Origin of the sequence: Streptomyces sp. NPDC102360 (assembly GCF_044766085.1) — a bacterium.
Lineage (GTDB): Bacteria > Actinomycetota > Actinomycetes > Streptomycetales > Streptomycetaceae > Streptomyces.
Genome location: NZ_JBIWLG010000001.1, coordinates 248,501 through 269,812 on the forward strand (window position 1 = coordinate 248,501; position 21,312 = coordinate 269,812).

Consider the following 21,312-nt stretch of genomic DNA (forward strand, 5'->3'; position numbering starts at 1 on the left):
CGGGTCACATCCCCGGCCGATACCTCCGCTCCACGTGCCCCAGCTCCTCCGGGTAGAAGTACACCGGCCGCAGGTCGCCGCTCGCGTACCGCTTGACCTGGTCGCCGAAGTGCGGGGAGTCCGGGTGGCCGCTGGCGCCGCCGGCCGTGATGGCCCAGGCGCGGAGTTTCGGGCCGAATTCGACGACGGCCACGAAGCTGTTGCCGCTCGTGCCGTAGTAGCGCTTCGTGCCGGGGTAGCGCTTCGCGCCGAAGGAGGCGAGGGAGCCCCATTGGGCGGAGGTGAAGGGGACGGGGTAGCTGGGCTTGGAGTCGTCGAAGGTCTGGGTGACGGCGCCGTCGTTGCGCTGGTAGCGGTTGATCTCGGACCACGGGACCTGCCAGCTGCCGAAGTCCTGCGTCAGGCGGTCCACCGCCGATTCGAGGGCCGTGAGGCGTTGCGTGTCCGTGGCGCGGTCGGCCATGTAGTCCCAGACCGAGAGGCCCGCGTCCGCTGCCGCCTTCGACACCAGGGCCCAGAGCGCCTCGCCCCAGAACACGGCCAGCGAGGTCGCCTTCGACTTGGCGGACCAGCGGTGGTCCCAGGTGCGCAGGAGGGCTGCCGGCTCGGCGAGCTTCTTCTTCTGGGCGTTACCGGCGGGGAGTTCGTCCCACGCCTTCACCAGGCCGGGGAGGAGGCGGGCGAATGCCGTCAGGTAGGGGTCGAAGGCGCCCTCGATGAGGGTCTGCGGGGTGAAGTCGTCCCGCGACGTCAGGACGCGGATCGCGTGCGGGCCGCGCGGGTTCTCGCCCGCCTTGTCGAAGTAGCGGGGGTAGTCGGAGGCGTGCGGGCTGTCCGCGCCGGCCGCCGTCCAGGGCCAGTTGTTGCTGTTGAACGCCCAGCCGCTCTTCGGGTTCACCGCCTGCGGCATGCTGTCCAGGGTGTGCAGGCCGTGCCAGTCGGTGGCCGGGTCGCTGCCGTCGACCGGCTTCATGTAGTCGAAGCGGTCGTCACGGACCGGCATGAACTGCGGCATCAGGAAGGCGATGTCACCCTTCGAGTCCGCGAAGAGCGTGTTGTTGGAGCTGTTGGCCTTCAGCTCCGCCACCTTCATGTACTCGGCGTAGTCGCGGGTCGTCGTGCGCAGGTAGCTCTGCTTCAGGGCCTCCACCGGCTTGTTCATCAGCGCGCACGCGATCCACTTGCCGTCCGCCTCGCGGACGATCGGGCCGTGGTGGGTCGCGTAAGTGGTGAACGTGTGGTGTTCCTGGGCGCCGGACTCCGTTCGGCAGGTCAGCGTGATGTCGTGTGTCGTGACCGGGCGGTGGTCGCTGCCGTAGCGGTACGTGTATGTGCCGTCCGAGGCGCGGGTGACCGTCTCCGCGAACTCGTCGATGTTGTCGACGCCGGCCGACGTGTGCATCCAGCCGGTGTTCTCGTTGAAGCCCTGGTAGATGAAGAACTGGCCCCAGGTCGCGGCGCCGTAGACGTCGAGGCCCTCCTCGCTCGTCACGTGCTGTTCCGCGCGGAAGAAGAAGCTGGTGTGGGGGTTGATGAGGAGGAGGGCGTGGCCGTCGCGGGTGCGGCTGGGGGCGATCGACATGCCGTTGGAGCCGGACGGTTCGCGGAACTTCAGGCCGCGTTCCTCGTCCGTCGGGGGGACCTCACGCCCCGCGTAGAACGCCTCCAGCTGGCTCAGTGCCACCGATTCGATGTCGCCTCCGATGCTGCCCTCGGAGAAGCTCAGCGGCATCCACGGCTCGAAGTGCGTGAGCACCCGGGGGTGTACGTCGGGGTGGGTCGCCAAGTAGTAGTTCAAACCGTCGGCCCAGGCGCGCATCAGGGTGCGGAGCCAGGACGGGCACTTCGTGTACTCCTTCTTCAGCGCCTCCGGGTCGATGAACAGGCGCTGGCGCAGGTCCTGCCAGAGCGCGCTCTCGCCCTCGGACTCGGCGAGGCGGCCGAGGCTGACCAGGTAGTTGCGCTCGATGCGGTTGAAGTCGTCCTCGGCTTGCGTGTACATCATCCCGAACACCGCGTCGGCGTCCGTCCTGCCCACCACGTGCGGGATGCCCCAGTCGTCGCGGGTGATCGTCACCCGGGCCGCTTGTCTTTTCCAGCGGGCGAGGTCGGAGGGGGAGGACTCGGCGGGGGCGGCGGACGCGATGCCGGTGGGCAACGTTGTCGCGGCGACGGCCAGTGTGGCCGCGGTGCCGATCACTCGGCGGCGGCTCGGGCCGTTGTGCGGTGCGCGATCTGCCTGATCTGCCTGATCTGCGTGATCTGTGTGGCTCATGCGGTGCTCCACCTTCGTCAGGGCCGTGCGGGGGGTGGGGACGTGTCCACGGTGCGACGGGGTCGAGACTATGAAGCTCCCGGTTGATGATCAACAGTGCGGGCGGGAACCGTCGTTGTGGATCCCGTCGGGCGGGCTCACCCTCGCGGAGCGATGCCGGTGCCGTCCGGCGTGACGATGCTGTTCTCCCAAGTCCGGCGCACTCGGGGGGACTTATTCATGGCATGGAACGTTCCGCTCGTCGCACGCAGGCAAAAGGTTGTATCGCCCAGTTCCGACGCCTCGCCGGTGGTGATGCGGCGCGTCGCGGACTGTCTGGTGATCGAGGTGCGCGACGCGATCGGCCCCGCCGCGGAGGCCCGGATCGGGCGGGTGCTGCACGGGGCCATCCGGCCGGGTGGCGCGGGGGTCGTGGTCGACCTGAGGCACGTGCGTGACCTGGGGGTCAGCGGCCTCAGTGTGCTGCGGCTCGCGCGCCTGCTGGCCGCGCAGCGCGGTGTGGCGTTCGGCTTCGCGGGTGACCTCCGTCCCGTGCTTGAACTGCCGCCGGCGTGACGGCTTTTGGCGCTGTGTTCACGGGGTACGACCCGTCGGCGCGGGTCACTCACCCGTCGCGGAGGATGCCGGGCGCCCTGCCGCCTGCTTCGGTCGAGGCATGGTCGAGGTGAGTGCGGGCGACGCCGTGGCGGTGGCCGGCCGGATGGCGCGGGGTGCCTTCGGCGTGCTGGGGAAGGTGCCGCGAGCGGTCGTCCGGCGGTCGGTCGGGGTGCTGCTCGACTGCCTCGACCTGGACGAGCTGGTCGCCCGCGTGGACGTCGACGCGATCGCGGCGCGGGTGGACGTGGCGGCCGTCGCCGGGCGTGTGGACGTGAACGCGATCGCGGACCGGGTGGATGTGGACCGGGTCGCCCGCCGTGTCGACGTCAACGCTGTGGCCGACCGCGTGGACGTGGACCGCGTCGCCGCGCGGGTGGACGTCGACCACGTCGCGGGCCGCGTGGATGTCGACCGCATCGCGGGCCGTGTGGACGTGGACCGTATCGCGGAGCGGGCGGACGTCGATCGCATCGCCGCGAGGCTCGATGTCGAGGCCGTGCTCGCGCGGTTCGATCTGGTGGGTATCACGCGCGGGGTGTTGCGGGAGATCGATCTCGGCCGGATCGTGCGGGACACCGGGGGAGGGCTCACCGTCGAAGCGGTCGAGGCGGTGCGGGTGCTCGGGCAGCGGGGGGACCGGAGCGTCAACCGGTTCGCGGACAGGATGCTGCGGCGCGCCGGGGCACCGGATGAGCGGCCACCGTGACGGCGTCCGGAACCGGCCCTGTCCCTCACTCCCGGTCCGCCGGGCGAGAGCTGCCCGTGGCCGCGGCCCACGGTGAGCCCGCTCTCAGCACGCCGGGCGGGTGGTCACGACGGGTGTGTCCGGCGGTGAGTCCGCTCGCTGTTGGCGGGTGGCCGGTGGAGCGTTCGCTATGGCTGTGTCCGGTGGTGAGTCCGCTCGCTGTTGCCGGGCGGCCGGGGGAGCGTTCGCTATGGCTGTATCCGGCGGTGAGCCCGCTCGCGCTCCCCGGGCGGCCCGGGGAGTGGGTCCGGTGACCGCGTCGGACGGCGGAGCCGGTGGGCGTACCCGGCCTGCCGGGGGAGCGCTTCCGATGGCCTCGTCCGGTGGCGGAGCCGGTCGGTGTGTACGGCCGGCCGGGGTTGTTTCGCGGGGGGTCGCAGGGCTGGTTGATGTGTTCGTGCTCGCCCTGGTCGGGTTGGGCGTGCAAGTCGGTGTCGGGTGTGTGCGGTTGATGGTTGTCGGGCCGCCGTTTCGGATGCCGGATGTGTCCAACTGGGCTGCCGGGCCGATCGGTTGGGGCCTCGCCGTGTGCTATCTCGGGGGCTCGTGGGCGATGGCCGGAGCCACGCCCGGAGCCCGGTTGCTGGGGGTGTGCGTGACGGACCGGGAGGGGCGGCGGCTGCGGGCGGTGCGGGCACTGGTGCGCGCCGCGGTGGCGGTGAGCTTCCCGCTGGGGATGCTCTGGATACCGTTCAGCAGGCGCCGGGCGGCGTTGCAGGACCTCGTGGTGCGTTCCACGGTGTCGTACGACCGTGGTGGCCGTGGTGGCTACGAAGAGGGATGATCCGGCGTGGGTGGAGTCCGTGGCAGGAGTGTCGCGGCCCAGAGGCCGCCGAGTCCGATCACCGCGAGGACCACCAGCGCCACGGCGTAGGGGCCGACGGCCGGGTCGGCGACGAGGATCGTGCCGGCCAGCGCGGTGCCCACGGAAGAGCCCAGGTTGGACACGCTGCGGGACAGGCCGGAGATCTCGCCCTGAAGGTCCTCGGGGAAGCTGGACTGCACGACGTTGACGGACGGTGTGAGCATCAGGCCGACGCCCAGGCCGATCAGGAAGAGGCCGGGCGTGGACGCCCAGGCCTTCGGGGAGTCGTGGGCCACGGCCAGGAGCACGCCGATGCCGCACACCGTGACGATGAAGCCGACCATGATGAGGGTGCGTTGCTCGCGGCGCTTGGCGAACCGTTCCGCGCCGAGCGAGCTGATGAGCAGTCCCACGGTCGACGCCGTGAAGATGACACCGGTGTCGATGGCGCTGTAGCCGCGCACGACCTGGAGATAGGCGGCGGCCACGAACGACACCCCCATGAGCATCAGCCACTGGGCGTGCTGGGTGATGAGGCCGAGGTTCGACGTCCGGTTGTGGAACAGCTCGGTGGGCAGCAGGGGTTGGGCGCCGGCCCGCTCCCGCTTGCGGACCCAGCGGAAGAACGCCACCAGGACCAGGGCCCCGACGAGGAGCAGCCCGCCCATGAGCCAGACGTTGTCGTCCGCCGCGAGGATCCCGGAGACCACGAGGACGAGTCCGGTCGCCGAGAGGATCGCGCCCACCGTGTCGAACTCGCGCTCGTGGTCCGGGGGAAGCGGGTCCCTGAGCCCGCGGCTCAGCAGGATGATCGCCGCGACCACCACCGCCTGGAACACGAACGCCGCGCGCCAGCTGATCGCCGACGTGATCAGCCCGCCGAGGAGCGGTCCCATGGCGGCGCCGATGCCGGCGAAGGCCATGATCGTGCCGAACGCCTTGGCCCGGCTGGTCATTTCGGTGAAGAGGAGGGTGGTGAGGATGTACACCGGCGGGATGAGGAGGGCGGTGCCGATGCCCTCCAGGATCGAGTTGCCGAGGATCAGCACGCCAAGGCCGGGCGCCGCCGCGCTGAGCAGCGCCCCGACCCCGTAGATCGAGAGGCCGATGACGAGGCAGCGTTTGCGGCCGTAGCGGTCGGCGAGGATTCCGCCGGGGATCATCAACGCGGCCATGACCAGCAGGAAAATGGTGATCGCGGTCTGTACGCCCTGCACGCTGGTGTTCAGGTCCTTGCTGATGTCCTTGATCATCACGTTCATGTTCGAGCCGGCGAAGCTGCACACGAACTGGGCCAGCGCGAGCGGCGCGAGGATGCGGCGCTGCGTGCCGCGGTCCGGGCCGGGGCCGTCCTCGGGTCCTGGTGGCCTTCGGCCGTCGGCCGCCTCGGGAGTGCTCGCCACGCTCATCGCCTCGCTTCAGCTCGCAGGCCGGATTCCCGACAGCCTCCGCGTGTGGCTCAGTCGGGTCGTCACCCCCGGAGGGTGACGACCGCGGTTCCACCGGGCCATGACACTCGGCGGCACAGCGGTGCAATCGGCACCCTCCTCAACCTTGGGGGTCCTGTGATGGCCACTTCGACCACGTCTCGGCACGGCATGGGCAGCGCGAAGGAAGCGGCCGCCGGGGGACTGACGGTCTTCGCGGCGGTGATGCTCTTCATCGCCGGGACCATGGGCTTCTGCCGCGGCCTGATGGCGATCCTGAAGGACAACGTGTTCCTCAGGACGCCCGACTACACCTTCGAGTTCGACCTCACGACCTGGGGCTGGATCCACATGACCCTCGGCGTGGTCGCCGTGGCCGTCAGCTTCGGCCTGTTCGTCGCGATGAAGTGGGCCAGGGTGCTGGGCGTGCTCCTCGCCGTCCTGATCATGATCGGGAACTTCCTCTCCATCCCCTACTACCCGTTCTGGTCCCTGACCCTGATCGCGATCAACGTGCTCGTCATCTGGGGCCTGTGCGCGGTGAAGCGGGACACGTTGTACTGACCGGCGTAACCCGCGGTGGACACGGACCGGACACGGACCGAGGTGGCTCATGAAGGACGGACGGGCGCGCACGAAGGACAAGCGGGCCGAGCGGATCGCCGAGTTCATCGCACCCCTGCGGGTCGAGCCCGGAGCGAAGGTGCACCTGTCCAAGGACTTCGATCCCACGACCAAGTCGGGTCTGAAGAACAAGCGGCAAGGACGGGAGCTGCTGGCCGAGGGTGTCGCCCTGCTCGCCGACCACCAGCGCAGGCTGGCCGCCGAGGGCACGCACGGCGTACTGCTGTGCTTGCAGGCCCTCGACGCCGGCGGCAAGGACGGCACGATCCGCCACGTCATGAGCGGCGTGAACCCGCAGGGCGTGCACGTGGCGGGGTTCAAGGTGCCCTCACACGACGAACTGAGCCATGACTATCTCTGGCGATACTCCTGTGCGCTGCCGCGCCGCGGGGAGATCGGCATCTTCAACCGCTCCCACTACGAGGAGGTCCTGGTGGTCCGGGTGCATCCCGAACTCCTGGACCGCCAGCGGCTTCCGGGCCGCCGGCAGAGCGGGAAGGCGCTGTGGCGCCGGCGCTACCGCGAGATCAACGAGTGGGAGCGGTATCTGACGGACAACGGATTCAGGCTCGTCAAGCTGTTCCTGAACCTGTCCAAGGAGGAGCAGCGCGTCCGCTTCCTCAAACGCATCGACGTACCGGAGCGGAACTGGAAGTTCTCGGCCGCGGACGCGCGGGAACGCGCCCGCTGGGACGACTATCAGGAGGCGTTCGAGGACATGCTGTCCGCCACGAGCACACGCTGGGCCCCGTGGTACGTCGTGCCCGCCGACCGCAAGTGGTACGCGCGGATCTGCGCGGCGGCCGTGCTCGCGCACACCCTGATGGACATCGACCCGCGATACCCGGTCATCAGTGACGAGACCCGTCACGAACTGGAGCTGGAGAAGCGGCAGTTGGAGAAGGAGGCGCCGGCCGGGGCCGCCGCCGACCCGTACAAGGCCGGGAGGCGGGCGCGGTGACCGCGGCGGCGACCGGTCCTGGCGCGCCGCCGGCACCCCTGTGGCACGCCGAGCCCGCCGAGTCGGTCGCCCGCGAACTCGGCGTCGACCCGGCCGCGGGACTCGACACCGCGCGGGTGACGGCGCGGCGCGCCGAGGACGGGCCCAACGCCCTGCCCGAGGAGAAGCCGACACCCGCGCTGCGCCGGATCCTGGGCCAGTTCACCTCGTACATGCAGATCATCCTCGTCGCGTCCGCGATCGTGTCTCTGGCCATCCAGGAGTGGGGCACGGCGGTGGTGCTGCTCGCCCTGTCCGTCGTGAACGCGGTCATCGGCCTGCGTCAGGAGGGCAAGGCGGACAGCGCCATGAACGCCCTGAAGGCGATGACGAAGGCCACCGCGCGCGTACGCAGGGACGGCAGGGAGGCCGTGATTCCCGCGGAGGACGTGGTCGTCGGGGACGTGGTGCTGCTCGCCGCGGGGGACGAGGTGCCGGCGGACGGCAGGCTCGTCGCGGCGACCGCGCTCCAGATCGACGAGTCGGCGCTCACCGGCGAGAGCGTGCCCGCGGCCAAGGACGCGAACCCGGTGGCCGGTGGGGAGCTGGGTCCGGCCGACCAGAGCGACATGGCGTTCATGACCACTCCGGTGACGCACGGCAGCGGTGTGCTGCTCGTGACCGCCACCGGGGCCGCCACCGAACTCGGCCGCATCTCCGGGATGTTGACGGCGACTCCGCGCGAAATGTCGCCGCTGTCCAAGGAGTTGAACCGGCTCACCCTGTGGATCGTCGGGGCTGCCGCGCTCACCATGGCCGTGATGTTCGCGCTCGGCCGCGGCCGCGACGAGCCCTGGGACGCGCTGTTCGTCAGCGCGGTGTCACTCGCCATCGCCGCGGTGCCCGAGGCGCTGCCGACGGTGACGCAGACCATCCTCTCGATGGGCGGCCTCGACCTCGCGAAGCGCAACGCGATCGTCAAGGACCTGCCGTCCGTGGAGACGCTGGGCTTCACGTCGGCCGTGAACTCCGACAAGACCGGCACTTTGACGATGAATCAGATGACCGTCGTCGAGGTCGTCGACGCCTTCGACCGGTACACCGTCTCGGGTACCGGCTACGGCCTGGAGGGCAGGATCCAGCATGCCGCGGGCAGTTCGCCCGGCATCGAGGACGCGATCCTTCCGTACCTCGTCGCCAGCGACGCCTCACTGGTCGACGGCGAAGTGGTGGGCGACCCCACCGAGGGCGCGCTGCTCGTGCTCGGCCACAAGGCGGGCCTCGACGTGGCCGCCACGCGCGAGCGGCTGCCCCGCCTCGCCACCCTGCCGTTCGACCCGGCGTACAAGCTGATGGCCACCTTCCACGCGGCGCGCGACGGGCAGGGGCGGCCCGTCGTGCGCTGCTTCATCAAGGGGGCCGCGCCCGCCGTGCTCGCGCGCACCACCACGGCCCTGTCGAACGGCGCCGGTATCGCCTTCGACGCGGAACTGCGCGGCCGGGCCGACGGCGAGGTCGAGCGGATGGAGCGGGCGGGCCGCCGCGTGATGGCCGCCGCGACGCGCGACCTGGACCTGGATCCGGCGACGTTCAAGGCGGACGGTGAACTCCTGGACGAGATGAGGGAGTTGCGGGTCACGAGCCTCGTCGGCATGGTCGACCCCGCGCGCCCCGAGTCGAAGGACGCCGTGGCCGCGGCGCAGGCCGCCCATATCCGCGTACGCATGGTGACGGGCGACGACGTGATCACCGGCGCGGCGATCGCCGAGCAGATCGGGATCGGCGGGGAGGCGATCCTCGGCGCCGAGTTCGCCGCGCTGTCCGAGGACGAGCGGCTCGACCGCATCGACCGGATCGGGGTGGTGGGCCGGGTGGCGCCCGAGCACAAGGTGCTGCTCGCCGAGACGCTGAAGAAGAAGGGCGACGTGGTCGCCATGACCGGCGACGGCGTCAACGACGCGCCCGCCATCAAGGCCGCCGACATCGGCATCGCCATGGGGTCGGGCACGGAGGTGGCCAAGAACGCCGGGCGGATGATTCTGTCCGACGACAACTTCGCCACGATCATTCACGCGGTGGAGCAGGGCCGCAAGATCTACGACAACCTCACCAAGTACATCCGCTTCGTGCTGATCCTGCTGGTCGTGTTCGTCCTGACGTTCCTTGGCGCCTCGCTCTTCGACATCGCGAACGCCGAGCCGTTCAACCCCGCGCAAGTGCTGTGGATCCACTTCTTCGTCAACGCGGCCTTCGGCTTCGCCCTCGGCTTCGACCGCGTCGGCGCGGGGCTCATGACGCGGCGCCCGCGGCCGCGAGGCGAACCGGTGATGACTCCGGCGCTGATGCTCACGGTGGGGCTCGTGGGCGCCGGTATCGCCGTCGCGCTGCTGAGCCTGATCAAGCTCGGCGAGGCCCGCTACGACAGCGCCCGCATCGGCAACTCCATCGCGTTCGCCGCGTTCGCGCTCTGCCTCATCGTGGCCGCCGTCGAGTGCCGCAGCCAGACCGGGACCGCGCTCACCGTCGACACCTTCGACAGCAAGCAGCTCAACTGGACGATCCTCGGCGAGTTCGTGCTCGCCGTGCTCGTCACCCAGACCGATGTCCTCAACCGGCTGCTCGACACCGTCCCCCTGCACATCGGTCAGTTCGGCTGGGCGCTGCTGCCCGCGCTCGCGCTCCTCGCGCTGTGGGAGCTGGGCAAGCTGATCGCCCGGCGGAGGTGACCTCGTAGTGCGGCGGGCCCTGCCGATGCCGCCCGGAGTCCGGACGCTGCGCGCCTATCGGCGGTCCTGGCTGGTCAAGGACCTCGTCGCCGGCGTCGTCCTGACCACGCTCCTGGTGCCGCAGGGCATGGCGTACGCCGAGCTGGCCGGACTTCCGGCGATCACCGGGCTCTACACGTCGGTCATGTGCCTGCTCGCGTACGCCGTCGCGGGGCCTTCCCGGATCCTCGTCCTCGGACCCGACTCCTCGCTCGGCCCGATGATCGCGGCGACGATCCTGCCGCTCGTCGCCTCGGGCGGTGACAGCGAGCGCGCGGTCGCCCTCGCCTCGGTGCTCGCCCTGATGGTCGGGGCGATCACGCTCCTGGCGGGCGTGGCGCGGCTCGGCTTCATCGCTGATCTGATTTCCAAGCCCACGATGATCGGCTACATGAACGGGCTCGCCCTGACCATCCTCGTCGGCCAGCTGCCGAAGCTGTTCGGGTTCTCCGTGGACGCGGACGGGCTGATCGGGGAACTCGACGCGCTGGTACGGAAGTTGGCCGACGGGGCGGCGGTGCCTGCGGCGGTGGCCGTGGGCGGCGCCTGCATCGCGCTCGTCCTGCTGCTGCAACGGCTGGTGCCGAAGGTGCCCGCGGTTCTCGTGATGGTGGTGCTCGCCATCGGCGCGACCGTCGCGTTCGACCTCGGGGAGCACGGGGTGAAGCTGGTCGGCCGGCTGCCGAAGGGGCTGCCGCCGTTCACCGTCCCCGACATCCGCTGGGACGACCTCGGGCCGTTGTTCGTGGGCGCCCTCGGTATCGCCCTGGTCTCCCTCGCCGACACCATCTCCAACGCCTCCGCGTTCGCGAGCCGCAGCGGTCAGGAGGTCCGCGGCAACGACGAGATGATCGCCATCGGCGCGGCGAACGCCGCCGCGGGACTCTTCCAGGGCTTCCCCGTCAGTACGAGTGGGTCGCGGACGGCGGTGGCCGAACGGGCGGGAGCGAAGACGCAGTTGACGGGGCTCGTGGGTGCGGGGCTGATCCTGCTGATGCTCGTCCTGCTGCCGGGTCTCTTCCGGAACCTGCCGCAGCCCGCGCTCGCCGCCGTCGTCATCACGGCGTCGCTGTCGCTGGCCGACCTGTCGGGGGCGGGGCGGTTGTGGCGGCAGCGCAAGGCGGAGTTCTGGCTGTGCATGGCGGCCTTTCTCGGTGTGGCGTTGCTCGGGGTGCTGCCGGGGATCGCGGTCGCGGTGGGGCTTTCGATCCTCAACGTCTTCCGGCGTGCGTGGTGGCCGTACAGCGCGGTGCTCGGGCGGGTGGCGGGGCTTGAGGGCTACCACGATGTGAGCTCGCATCCGGGAGCGCGGCTCCTGCCGGGGCTTGTGCTGCTGCGCTTCGACGCGCCGCTGTTCTTCGCCAACGCGAAGTCGTTCCGCGACGAGGTGCTGCACGCGGTGCGGTGTGCGGCGGAGCCGCGGTGTGTGGTGGTTGCCGCTGAGCCGATCACGGATGTGGATACGACCGCGGCGGATGTGTTGGAGGAGCTGCACGAGGTGCTGCGCGGGCGGGGGGTTGAGCTGGTGTTCGCCGAGTTGAAGGATCCGGTGCGGAGGAAGATCGAACGGTACGGGTTGGCCCGGGCGTTCGGGCCGGATGCGTTCTACCCCACGGTGGAGGGCGCGGTGGAGGCGTACCGGGCCCGCGCCGGACTGGACTGGTGAGCCCCGCCGGGGTTGCGCTCCCGGGGCGGAGCCCCGTGGCCGTGACTACGATGCGGCGAGGAGGTGCGTGCCCCAGGCCGGGAGGTCCACGTACAGGCCGGTGTCCAGGAGCTCCGCGCCCGAGCGCTCGTAGCGGTCCGTGCCGAGGAGGCTCGTCAACTGCCAGGGGCCCACGCCCAGGTCGGGCCACGGGAGGCGGACCCGGCCCTGGGCCGGATGGGCGGAGAGGTTGACCACCGTGAGGAAGTGGCCCGCCGGGCCCGTCCAGCACGACGCGACCAGGGCCGCCGCCGAGTCGTTGTCGGGCCAGCCCGCGCAGTCCAGGAGGCGCCAACTGCCCGTGCGCATGCCGCTCTGGTGCACGGCCGACAGCAGCCGCTCGTGGAAGGAGCGCAGCTCGTCGTCGGCCGGCTCGTCGGGGCGCCGGTCGAGGAACACCGGCAGCTGCACACGGCGCCCGGTGAACTGCCCCTCGTGCCACAGCGTCGCGCCCGGCAGCGTAGCGATGAGGGTGGCTGCCGCCCGCTCCTTCTCCGGAGGCAGCGTGTGCGCGGCCCGCGGCTCGTCGTGGTTCTCCAGGAAGCGGACGAGCCGACGCTGGTACGTCTCGTCCGCGTGCAGGTGGGCGCGGACCGACGCGGCGTCGTGCGCGAGGATCCGGTCGTAGAGACGCTTGTCGTAGCAGAAGTCGAAGCCCTGCTGCTGAAGCGTCCATTCGAGGTCCCAGTACGCCTCCGCGGCGAAGATCATGTCCGGGCGCTCCCGGTGCACCTCGCCGATCACCTCGACCCAGAACTCCTCCGTGGGACGCTTCCCGGCCCGCTCACCCCACGTGCGCTCGAAGACATCGTTCGTCAGCAGCATCGCCATGTCGCAGCGCACACCGTCGCAGAACCGGCCGATGTGGTCGAGGATCTCCACGGTCGAGTGCCGCAACTCCGGTGCGAACGCGTTCAGTTGGACGACGTCGGGCCACGGCGGGAAGAACGGGTCCCGCCCTCGCGCGAGCACCGCGCGTCCCGTGTCGAGGAAGCCGTCCGGGTCCCGCCGCAGATCCTCCGCGTCGCCGCGCACGAACAGCTGCGGGTACTCGCCCACCCACGGGTTGTCGGGGGCCACATGGTTCGGCACGTAGTCGAGCAGCAACCCCACGCCCCTGCGGTCGAGTTCGGCGCGCGCCGCGGTGAGCCCGACGGCCCCGCCGAGATCCCCGTCGACCTCGTAGCGGCGGATGCAGTACGGGGATCCCGCGATGTCCTGCTCGCCGATGCCGGGGACGGCCGCATCGAACGCGGCCCGCAGCGCGGGGTTCTGGAGGGCGATGGCGCGCCCCTGCGGGCTGCGCTCCCACACCCCCATCAGCCAGACGACATCGACGCCGGACGGCGTGATCTCGTCCCAGATGTCCTTGGGCACGTCCGCGAGTCCGATCTCACGGCCGAGCCTGCGGCCCGTCTCCCGCAGCCACACACGGGTGTTGACCTCGTGGATCACGGGCTGTGCCGGTAAAGCGGCCATCGCTGCTACCTCCTGGTGGTGCGCGGCCGGAAGGCGTCGGGGCCGAGCGTGCCGAAGATCTTCATCAGGGCCGCGACGAGACCCGTCCACCCCGTCTGGTGCGAGGCACCGATGCCGGCGCCGTTGTCGCCGTGGAAGTACTCGTAGAAGGAGATGAGGTCGCGCCAGTTCGGGTCGTCGCGGAAGAGCGGCTGTCCGCCGTAGACCGGGCGGTTGCCGTCCTCGTCGCGCAGGAAGATGCGCGTGAGCCGTGTCGAGATCTCCTCGGCGACCTCGAACAGGTTCTTGCGCACCCCGGATCCCGTCGGGCACTCGACGGTGAGCTCGTCGCCGTAGAAGCCGTACAGGTTGATGAGGCCCCGGATGACGAGGACGTTCATCGGCAGCCACACCGGGCCGCGCCAGTTGGAGTTGCCGCCGAACATGCCGGTGTCGGACTCGGCGGGCAGATAGCCGACCTTGTACTCCTGGCCGTGCACCCAGAACGTGTACGGGTGCTCCGCGTGCTGCCGGGACAGCGCCCTGATCCCGTACGGGCTGAGGAACTCGTCCTCCGACAGCAGCCGGGACAGCACGCGCACCAGCTTCTTCTCGTCGACGACGGAGAGGAGTCGCGGGCCGCCGGCCTTTCCCGCCTGGGCCTGCGAGAGCGTGACCGACAGGGAGGGGTGGCGTGCGGCGAACCGTTGCAGCCGTTCAGTGAGCCCGGACAGGCGCTCCAACTGCTGCGGCTGAAAGACGGTGGACGCGCACAGCGGGAGCAGGCCGACCATCGAGCGGACCTTCAGGCGCTGCGCCTGACCGTCGGGAAGACGCAGCACATCGTAGAAGAACCCGTCCTCCTCGTCCCAGAGTTCGTCGCCGAGGTCACCGAGCCGGTCCATGGACGCGGAGATCCACAGATAGTGCTCGACGAACTTCAGGACGAGATCCTCGTACGCCTCGTTCCGCTCGACGAGTTCGAGCGCGATCTGCAGCATCGACTGGCAGTACAGGGCCATCCAGGCCGTGCCGTCGGCCTGTTCGAGGGAGCCGCCTGTCGGCAGGGGGGCGCTGCGGTCGAAGACGCCGATGTTGTCGAGGCCGAGGAAGCCGCCCTGGAAGACATTGCGGCCGGTGGGGTCCTTTCGGTTGACCCACCACGTGAAGTTCGTCAGTAGCTTTTGGAAGGTGCGCTCAAGGAACGCGTGATCGGCGTTCCCGGTCGTCTCCTTCTCCACCGTGTACACGAAGTACGCGGCCCAGGCGTGCACCGGCGGATTGACGTCGCCGAAGCTCCACTCGTACGCCGGGATCTGCCCGTTGGGGTGCAGGAAGGAGTCCCGCAGCAGGAGTTCGAGCTGCTCCTTGGCGAAGCCGGTGTCGACCACGGACAGGCCGACCGCGTGGAAGGCGAGGTCCCAGGCCGCGAACCACGGGTACTCCCACTTGTCCGGCATCGACACGATGTCGTCGCTGACCATGTGGAACCACTCGCGGTTGCGCACGCCGTCCCGCGGCAGGCTCCACGGCGTCACATGGTGCTCGGCGAGCCACGTCTCCAGGTCGAACGCGTAGTACTGCTTGGACCACAGCATTCCGGCGAGTGCCTGGCGCATCACCCGCGCCTCGTCCTCGCTCGCGCCCTTCGGCGTCAACTTCCGGTAGAACGCGTCCGCTTCGGCGATCCGGTCGCGGAACACCGAGTCGAAGCCGCGGGCCAGGGTGAGCTGGGCACCGGCGGGTCCGAGACGCAGCCGCAACGTCTCGGACCCGCCGGCGGGCACGGTGAGTGTGTGGTGGGCGGCGGCCTTGGTGCCCTCTTGCGCCGGATTGACGGTGTGCGGCTCGCCCTCGACGACGTGCCGGCCGATGCCGTCCTTGACGTACGGGACGTCGCTCGCCTTGCCGAACAGGCGCGCCTTGTCGGTCTCGTTCTCCGTGAACAGCAGCTCGGCCGCGGCGGCGCAGCGCAGGTCGTAGCTGCCGAGCTCCGGGTGGTCGGCGCGGATCGTGCGGGTGGAACGGGGCCCCTCGGCCGCGCGCAGCACGGGTTTGGGCGTGGCGGCGGCGTGCTCGCCCCACGACCAGGTGTTGCGGAACCACAGGGTGGGCAGCACGTGCAGCGTCGCCTCGTCCGGGCCCCGGTTGTCGACGGTGATCCGCATCAGGATGTCGTCGTGATCGGCCTTGGCGTACTCCACCGTCACGTCGAAGTACCGGTTCTCGGCGAAGATCCCGGTGTCGAGGAGTTCGTACTCGAACTCCTGCCGGGAACGGGAGCCGTTGACGGCGACGAGGTCGTTGTACGGGTACGGGGCCTGCGGGTACTTGTACAGGTACTTCAGGTAGGAGTGGCTGGGTGTGGCGTCGAGGTAGAAGTAGTACTCCTTGACGTCCTCGCCGTGGTTGCCCTCCGAGTTGGTCAGGCCGAAGGCGCGTTCCTTGAGAATGGGGTCGCGGCCGTTCCACAGGGTGACCGCGAGGCACAGGCGCTGCTTCTCGTCGCAGATGCCGCCGAGGCCGTCCTCGCCCCAGCGGTAGGCGCGGGAACGGGAGTGGTCGTGGGGGAAGTAGGACCAGGCGTCGCCGCCGGGGCTGTAGTCCTCGCGGACGGTGCCCCATTGGCGTTCGCTGAGGTAGGGGCCCCAGAGGCGTGAGCGGGTTCCTCCGTCGGTGGTGGGGGCGATGCGCGGCTGCGATTTCATGTGGCCTCCCAGTGGCCTCGCCGTGCCTTGTGTTGCGGTCGTCCGGCGTTGCGGTCGCGGGGCGCTGCCCCGGGCCCCGCGCCTCAATCGCCGGCGGGGCTTGATTTGCCCGGACCCCGCGCCTCAATCGCCGGCGGGGCTTGAGTTGCCCGGGCCCCGCGGGCTCTCGTCCTAGAGCGGGCTTGATGCGGAGGCGTCAGTCTTGGCAGGAGGGCGGGCGTCGGCTTCACCTTTCGGGGGTGAGGTCCCCTCGCGGGCCACGAGCGTGATCGTGATCTCGTATGCGGCGAGGAGTGCGGCGATCACCAGGAGTGCGGTCCAGGAGGACAGGAGGATGGAGATCAGGGCCGCCACCACGGCGCCGGTGACGCGCAGGACGTCCGCGTGGCGGGTGATCCAGGGGCGGAATTGGCCGTCCGTGCCCAGGTGTTGGCCCGCCTTCGCGATGCCGTGGCCGGTGGCGCGGGCGCCCTGGACGGTCCACCCGCGCAGCGCGGACGGCAGTCGGCCGGGGCCGACGAGGTAGCACAGGACGGCGATGGCGACGCCGAGCCACAGCAGTTGGTCGCCCCGTTCGCGCAGCGTCGTGAAAATGGTCCACAGCGCCGAGCGCGCCCCTTCGCGGTAGACGCCCTCCGGCAGCTGGCCGAGCAACTGGTCGCGCACGCCCCGCAGGACGGCCGTCAGTACGGTGACCGTCACCACCAGCCACAGGCCGAGCTGGAGCAGGGTGCGCCGCCGGTTCGGCGAGACCCACAGGGAGAGGGCGAGCAGGGCAGGGACCGCGATCAGCAGGCCCACGAGGGCGCGCTTGAACAGCACGACCGCGTCCTGGAGCTGGCTGAGCGTGTTCCGGTTGTAGAGACGGATCTGCGCGAAGTTCTCGGGCAGGTCCCTGCCGATCGCCTTCTCGATCCGCTGGTGCAGACCCGGCGGCAGCTCCCCGGAGGACAGCGCCGGAAGGTCGATCTTCTTGCCGAAGACGGAGGGAAGTTCGGTCTCCAGGGCGCCGAGAAGGTTGTTGACCACCGGCAGCAGATTGAGCGTGACCGTGTCGCCCTTCACCCGGACGTTCTCGTTGTGCTTCTCCAGCAGGGCGACGATGCGTTCGTGCGCGAACCGGTTCGTGGTCCGCCACAGCTCCTGGAACCGCTCGTTCGCGATCAGCTGCGAGATCTTCTCGCGCATGAAGTCGTGCACGGCCCCCGTGACCGGGCCCGCCAGGAACGAGGCGCGCGGCGGCAGCGCGTCGGACAGCCGCTGCTCCACGTCGAGCTGGTCGAAGATCTCGTTCGCGAGGTACTTGGAGACCGCGGCGTTCACCTTCGGATCCTCGGGCAGCGTGCCCACCGTGGCGATCCAGCGGTCCGTGTTCAGCGTCGTCCGCGATCCCCACACGCCCACCACGGAGGTGACCGCGAGTACCGCGACCAGCGCTACCAGGATCGCGGCGATGGTGCGACGCACCACGAACGTCCGGGCGCGGCGCCTGTGTTGGGTGCCGGCCCGGTCACGCAGCATCTCGACCTCGGCGCGCAGCCGTTCCAGTTCCGCGTCGGTGGCGGACGGCGGGGCGGGCGCGGTCCCGCCGGGGCCGTGGGCCTGTTCATCGCTCATGGCGTGGCACCTCCCGCGGTCAGGGTCGCCGCGGTCCGGGCCGCGTTGCTCACCTACGGCGGGTGACGCGCGGCGCGGGCAGTACCGCTGTGATGCCGGTGGAGCTTCACGCAGAGAGTCAAAGACAGTCAAAGGGAGACGCCATGGCGGTCATCGGACCGGTGCAGCTGCTCACCATCGAGTTCGGGCCCGACGCCAAGTTCGAGGGCCGGATCGTCGAGGAGCTGGCGATTCTCGAGGCGAACGAACAGATCCGCGTCCTCGACATGCTCTTCGTCAGCAAGGAGCCCAGTGGCGGCCTGTTCACCCTCGACTTCCAGCAGGAGGGGATGGGCGAGACCGTCGCCGCCCTGCTCGGAATCTCCAGGGAGCGGATGCGCGCGGTCCGGGACACGTATCCGAGCCTGGCCGAGGGCAACGCGTTCGGGCTGAGCACCACCGACATCAGGGAGATGGCCGACTCCCAGGACCCGGGCACATCGGCGGCGTACATCCTGCTCGAACACGTCTGGGCGAAGCATCTGCGCAAGGCGGTCAGGGACGCGGGCGGGGTGCCCGTCGCCGAAGGGTTCCTGACCGAGGAGGCACTGGAGCCCGTGGCCGTCGAACTCGCCGCCGCGGCCGAGCGCCTGGGCGACCCGGTCGTCCCCAAACCCACTTCCGTACCCAAACCCGGCAACCGTCCCAGGAGGACCTGATGGCCGATCTCGTCGTACTCGGATTCTCGGACAAGGAAAAGGCCGAATCGGTGCTGCGCCTGGCCGGCGAGCTGTCCCGGCAGGAACTGCTGGAGCTCGAGGACGCCGTGGTGGCGTGGCGCACCATGGACGGCAAGATGCACGTCCACCAGCAGCACAGCACCACCGGGGCGGGAGCGGCCGGCGGCGCCCTGTGGGGCGCGCTGTTCGGCATGCTCTTCCTGATGCCCGTGTTCGGCGCCGCCGTGGGCGCGGCCACCGGGGCCGCCGCCGGCAAGCTCTCCGACATCGGCATCAACGACGCCTTCGTCAAGGAGACCGCGCGCGCCCTCGAACCCGGCCGCGCCGCCGTCTTCGCGCTCGTCCGGCGCACCACACCGGACCGGGTACAGGAAGCGCTGCGCCCCTTCGGCCCCACCGTGATCCACACCTCTCTCACCAAGGACCGCGAGGAGGAACTGGTGGAGGCACTCCAGTCCAAGTAGTCGCCGGTCGGCCCACTGGGCACGTCTTGCCAACGCGCCGTCCCACACGGGAAGTTCACCCGGGTGAGATGGCGTCTGGCATGTGCCGGACGCGGCGCTCCCGGCCCCACACTTGCCACCCATACGGGGGTGTGGGTCCACGGCGCTGCGAGAGCGAGGGTCACCATGGCCGAGTGGTCACACCGCACACCGGACCGCGAGCACGACGCGGAGCAGGCCGACTCCGTGCCCGCGCTGCCCGACTGGATCGTGCCCCGCCCCCGGCTGACCGACCAACTGGCCAGGGGCGTGCGCGGCCCGCTCACCGTGGTCGTCGGCCCCGTGGGCGCGGGCAAGACGGCCCTCGCCCTGGAATGGGCGCACACCCGGCGCCCGTCCTGGCCGCTCGCCTGGGTCGCCTGCGACGGGCCCGCCGAGCACCCCGGCGTGTTCTGGCAGCGGGTGTTCGGCGCGCTGCGCGCCGCGGGCCTCGCGGTGCCCGAACCGGCCGCGAGCGAGGACGGCCCGCTGCTGGTCGCGACCCTCGCCGACTGCCTGAACCGGCACGGCGAGCCGTCGGTCCTCGTCCTCGACGACTTCCAGCCCGCCCTCGACTCGCCGATCGCCCGCGGTGTCACGCACCTGCTCCGGCACACCCCGGACGCGCTGCGGCTCGTGGTGCTCGCCCGCCGCGATCCGCCCCTGCACCTGTACCGCGGGCGGCTCACCAGCGAGGTCGCCGAAGTACGCACCGCGGACCTCGCCTTCGACGACCGGGAGGCGGCGGCCCTCCTGGCCCAGCACGGCATCGACGTGACGAAGCAGACGGTGAGCACGCTGCGGCGGCGCGCCGACGGCTGGGCCGCGGGACTGCGGCTCGCCGCGATGTCCATGGAACGGCGCGGCGACCCCGAACGGTTCGTCGCGCAGCTCGCGGGCGACGACGAGGCGATCTCCAGCTATCTGGTCGAGGAGGTGCTCGACCAGCAGTCGGCCGGTATGCGCGGGCTGCTCCTGACGACGAGCATCCTGGACCGGGTGAACGCCGAGCTGGCCGCCGAACTCGCGGGCGACACCGACGGCGCCCTGTTCGCGGGGCTCGTCCGGGAGAACTCCTTCCTGCGGCCCGTGGGGCAGGGCTGGTACCGCTGCCACCAGATGTTCGCCGACGTGCTGCGGACCTGCCTGCGGCACGAGACGCCCGGACTCGTGGCGCCGCTGCACCGCACGGCCGCCGCGTGGCTCGCCGAGCACGGTCTGCTCGCCGACGCCGTGCGGCACCTGCTCGCCGCGGGCGACTGGGACGAGGCGGGCCGCCTCATCGTGCGCCGCCTCGCGATCGGGCAGGTGCTCGGCCTCGCCAGGACCCGGCTGCCCGTCGACGCGGGACGGCTGCCGGCCGACGAACCGTCCGCCGACGAACCGGAATCCGTGCTGCTCGCGGCGGCCGTCGCCAGGACCCGCCGGGACGACCAGGCGTGCACCAGGCACCTGGAGCGGGCCGCCGAACTCCTCGACCGGCTGCCGCAGGGGGAGGGCGACCGCCTCGCACGGTGCCGGCTCGCGCACGCCGTGATCCGGATGGACCGGCTGCGCTGCACCGATCCGCGCCGCGCCGGGGCCGCCGCTGCCGACGCCGAGGCGGCGGCGCCGCACGTGCCGCACCCCCTGCTGGCCGAGCGGCCCGAGATCCCGGCCCTCATCCTGACCGTGCGGGGCAGCGGAGAGCTGCGGGCCGGCAGCCTGAAGGCCGCGCAGGCCTCCCTCACCCGGGGGCTCAAGGCGGCGGGCGCCGCAGGGAACGGCGCGCTGCGCCGGGACTGCCTCGTCGAGCTCGCGCTCCTGGAGGCGCTGCGCGGCCGCTTCCGGGCCGCGGACGAGCTCACCGCCCAGGCCGTCAAGGCGCCGATGCCGCCGTGGACCGCGGGCGAGCCCTCGCGTGCCACCCTGCACCTGGTGCGGGCCTGGGGCGCCCTGGCGCGCGGCGAGCCGAGCCGGGTCCGGCACGAACTCACGCACAGCGAGGGCGTGTTGGGGAAGGTCTCCGACACGTTCCTCGCCGAGCTCGGCGGGGTCGTCGCCCGGCTCGCGGTCACGATGGAGCGCGGGGGCCGGGGCGCCGAGGCCGTCGCGAACGCGGTGACCGTGTCCCGGCTGCCGCAGACGGTGCAGCGCACGCTCGTGCCCACCTGTGCCCGGCTGCTGAGCCCGGCGCAGCCGCGTCGCGCCCACGCCGCCGCGCCGCCCGAGCAGGACCCGTTCGCCGAGGTTCCCGCCGAGCGGCTCAGCGCACGCGAACGCGATGTCCTCGGCCGGCTCGCGCAGATGATGACCACCGAAGAGATCGCCGATGAGCTCTACCTCTCGATCAACACGGTGAAGACACACCTCAAGAGCGTCTACCGCAAACTGGCCGTGTCGCGCCGCTCGGCCGCGGTCCGCAGGGCCCGGGAGCTCCAGATCCTGTGAGGCCGCCGGGCCGGG

15 protein-coding genes are annotated in these 21,312 nt (G+C 70.9%); 10 read left to right on the top strand and 5 right to left on the bottom strand.

Features of this window, described 5'->3' with window-relative positions:
• Positions 1–4: 4 nt before the first annotated feature.
• Positions 5–2,275 (bottom strand): penicillin acylase family protein, encoded by a 2,271-nt coding sequence (locus tag ACIRHA_RS01140; RefSeq protein WP_403838494.1) that lies wholly within the window; start codon positions 2,273–2,275, stop codon positions 5–7.
• 219 nt (positions 2,276–2,494) lie between these two features.
• Between ACIRHA_RS01140 and ACIRHA_RS01145 the strand changes: the two genes are divergently transcribed.
• The 3 genes from ACIRHA_RS01145 to ACIRHA_RS01155 all read left to right on the top strand — a co-directional run bounded on the left by ACIRHA_RS01145 (position 2,495) and on the right by ACIRHA_RS01155 (position 4,401).
• Positions 2,495–2,830, top strand: coding sequence for a hypothetical protein (locus ACIRHA_RS01145; RefSeq protein ID WP_403838496.1), 336 nt, complete (start codon positions 2,495–2,497; stop codon positions 2,828–2,830).
• Positions 2,831–2,930: 100 nt separating this feature from the next.
• Entirely contained in the window at positions 2,931–3,578 is a 648-nt protein-coding gene (locus ACIRHA_RS01150) for a hypothetical protein (RefSeq protein ID WP_403838498.1), read from the top strand.
• Positions 3,579–3,927: 349 nt separating this feature from the next.
• Entirely contained in the window at positions 3,928–4,401 is a 474-nt protein-coding gene (locus ACIRHA_RS01155; protein ID WP_403838500.1) for an RDD family protein, read from the top strand.
• On the opposite strand, the gene ACIRHA_RS01160 is transcribed toward ACIRHA_RS01155, so the two are convergent.
• Positions 4,386–5,825 (bottom strand): MFS transporter, encoded by a 1,440-nt coding sequence (locus ACIRHA_RS01160; protein WP_403838502.1) that lies wholly within the window; start codon positions 5,823–5,825, stop codon positions 4,386–4,388. The genes ACIRHA_RS01155 and ACIRHA_RS01160 overlap by 16 nt on opposite strands.
• Before the next feature lie 165 nt (positions 5,826–5,990).
• Here ACIRHA_RS01160 and ACIRHA_RS01165 point away from each other — a divergent pair, with 165 nt between their 5' ends.
• Genes ACIRHA_RS01165 through ACIRHA_RS01180 form a run of 4 tightly spaced genes read left to right on the top strand, consistent with a single transcriptional unit; the run spans position 5,991 to position 11,844 of the window.
• A complete protein-coding gene (locus ACIRHA_RS01165; protein ID WP_403838504.1) occupies positions 5,991–6,413 on the top strand; it encodes a hypothetical protein in 423 nt (140 codons plus the stop codon).
• A 49-nt stretch (positions 6,414–6,462) separates the two neighbouring features.
• Entirely contained in the window at positions 6,463–7,434 is a 972-nt protein-coding gene (locus ACIRHA_RS01170; RefSeq protein ID WP_403838506.1) for a polyphosphate kinase 2 family protein, read from the top strand.
• Positions 7,431–10,139: a cation-translocating P-type ATPase gene (locus ACIRHA_RS01175; protein ID WP_403838508.1), complete on the top strand. Its 2,709-nt coding sequence runs from the start codon at positions 7,431–7,433 to the stop codon at positions 10,137–10,139. The genes ACIRHA_RS01170 and ACIRHA_RS01175 overlap by 4 nt, the downstream gene beginning before the upstream one ends.
• Positions 10,140–10,164: 25 nt before the next feature.
• Positions 10,165–11,844 carry a SulP family inorganic anion transporter gene (locus ACIRHA_RS01180; protein WP_403842039.1) on the top strand — a complete coding sequence of 560 codons (1,680 nt, stop codon included), beginning with the start codon at positions 10,165–10,167 and terminating at the stop codon, positions 11,842–11,844.
• Positions 11,845–11,889: 45 nt separating this feature from the next.
• On the opposite strand, the gene ACIRHA_RS01185 is transcribed toward ACIRHA_RS01180, so the two are convergent.
• From ACIRHA_RS01185 to ACIRHA_RS01195, 3 genes are all read right to left on the bottom strand, one after another.
• Entirely contained in the window at positions 11,890–13,362 is a 1,473-nt protein-coding gene (locus ACIRHA_RS01185) for an alpha-amylase family glycosyl hydrolase (RefSeq protein ID WP_403838510.1), read from the bottom strand.
• 5 nt (positions 13,363–13,367) lie between these two features.
• Positions 13,368–16,049 carry an MGH1-like glycoside hydrolase domain-containing protein gene (locus ACIRHA_RS01190; RefSeq protein WP_403838511.1) on the bottom strand — a complete coding sequence of 894 codons (2,682 nt, stop codon included), beginning with the start codon at positions 16,047–16,049 and terminating at the stop codon, positions 13,368–13,370.
• A 171-nt stretch (positions 16,050–16,220) separates the two neighbouring features.
• Positions 16,221–17,666 carry a hypothetical protein gene (locus tag ACIRHA_RS01195; protein WP_403838513.1) on the bottom strand — a complete coding sequence of 482 codons (1,446 nt, stop codon included), beginning with the start codon at positions 17,664–17,666 and terminating at the stop codon, positions 16,221–16,223.
• Between the two features lie 143 nt (positions 17,667–17,809).
• Between ACIRHA_RS01195 and ACIRHA_RS01200 the strand changes: the two genes are divergently transcribed.
• The 3 genes from ACIRHA_RS01200 to ACIRHA_RS01210 all read left to right on the top strand — a co-directional run bounded on the left by ACIRHA_RS01200 (position 17,810) and on the right by ACIRHA_RS01210 (position 21,297).
• Positions 17,810–18,364: a DUF1269 domain-containing protein gene (locus tag ACIRHA_RS01200; RefSeq protein WP_403838515.1), complete on the top strand. Its 555-nt coding sequence runs from the start codon at positions 17,810–17,812 to the stop codon at positions 18,362–18,364.
• Complete coding sequence (locus ACIRHA_RS01205; protein WP_403838517.1) at positions 18,364–18,849, top strand: DUF1269 domain-containing protein; 486 nt, start codon at positions 18,364–18,366, stop codon at positions 18,847–18,849. The genes ACIRHA_RS01200 and ACIRHA_RS01205 overlap by 1 nt, the downstream gene beginning before the upstream one ends.
• A 165-nt stretch (positions 18,850–19,014) precedes the next feature.
• Positions 19,015–21,297, top strand: coding sequence for a LuxR C-terminal-related transcriptional regulator (locus tag ACIRHA_RS01210; RefSeq protein WP_403838519.1), 2,283 nt, complete (start codon positions 19,015–19,017; stop codon positions 21,295–21,297).
• Positions 21,298–21,312 lie beyond the last annotated feature (15 nt).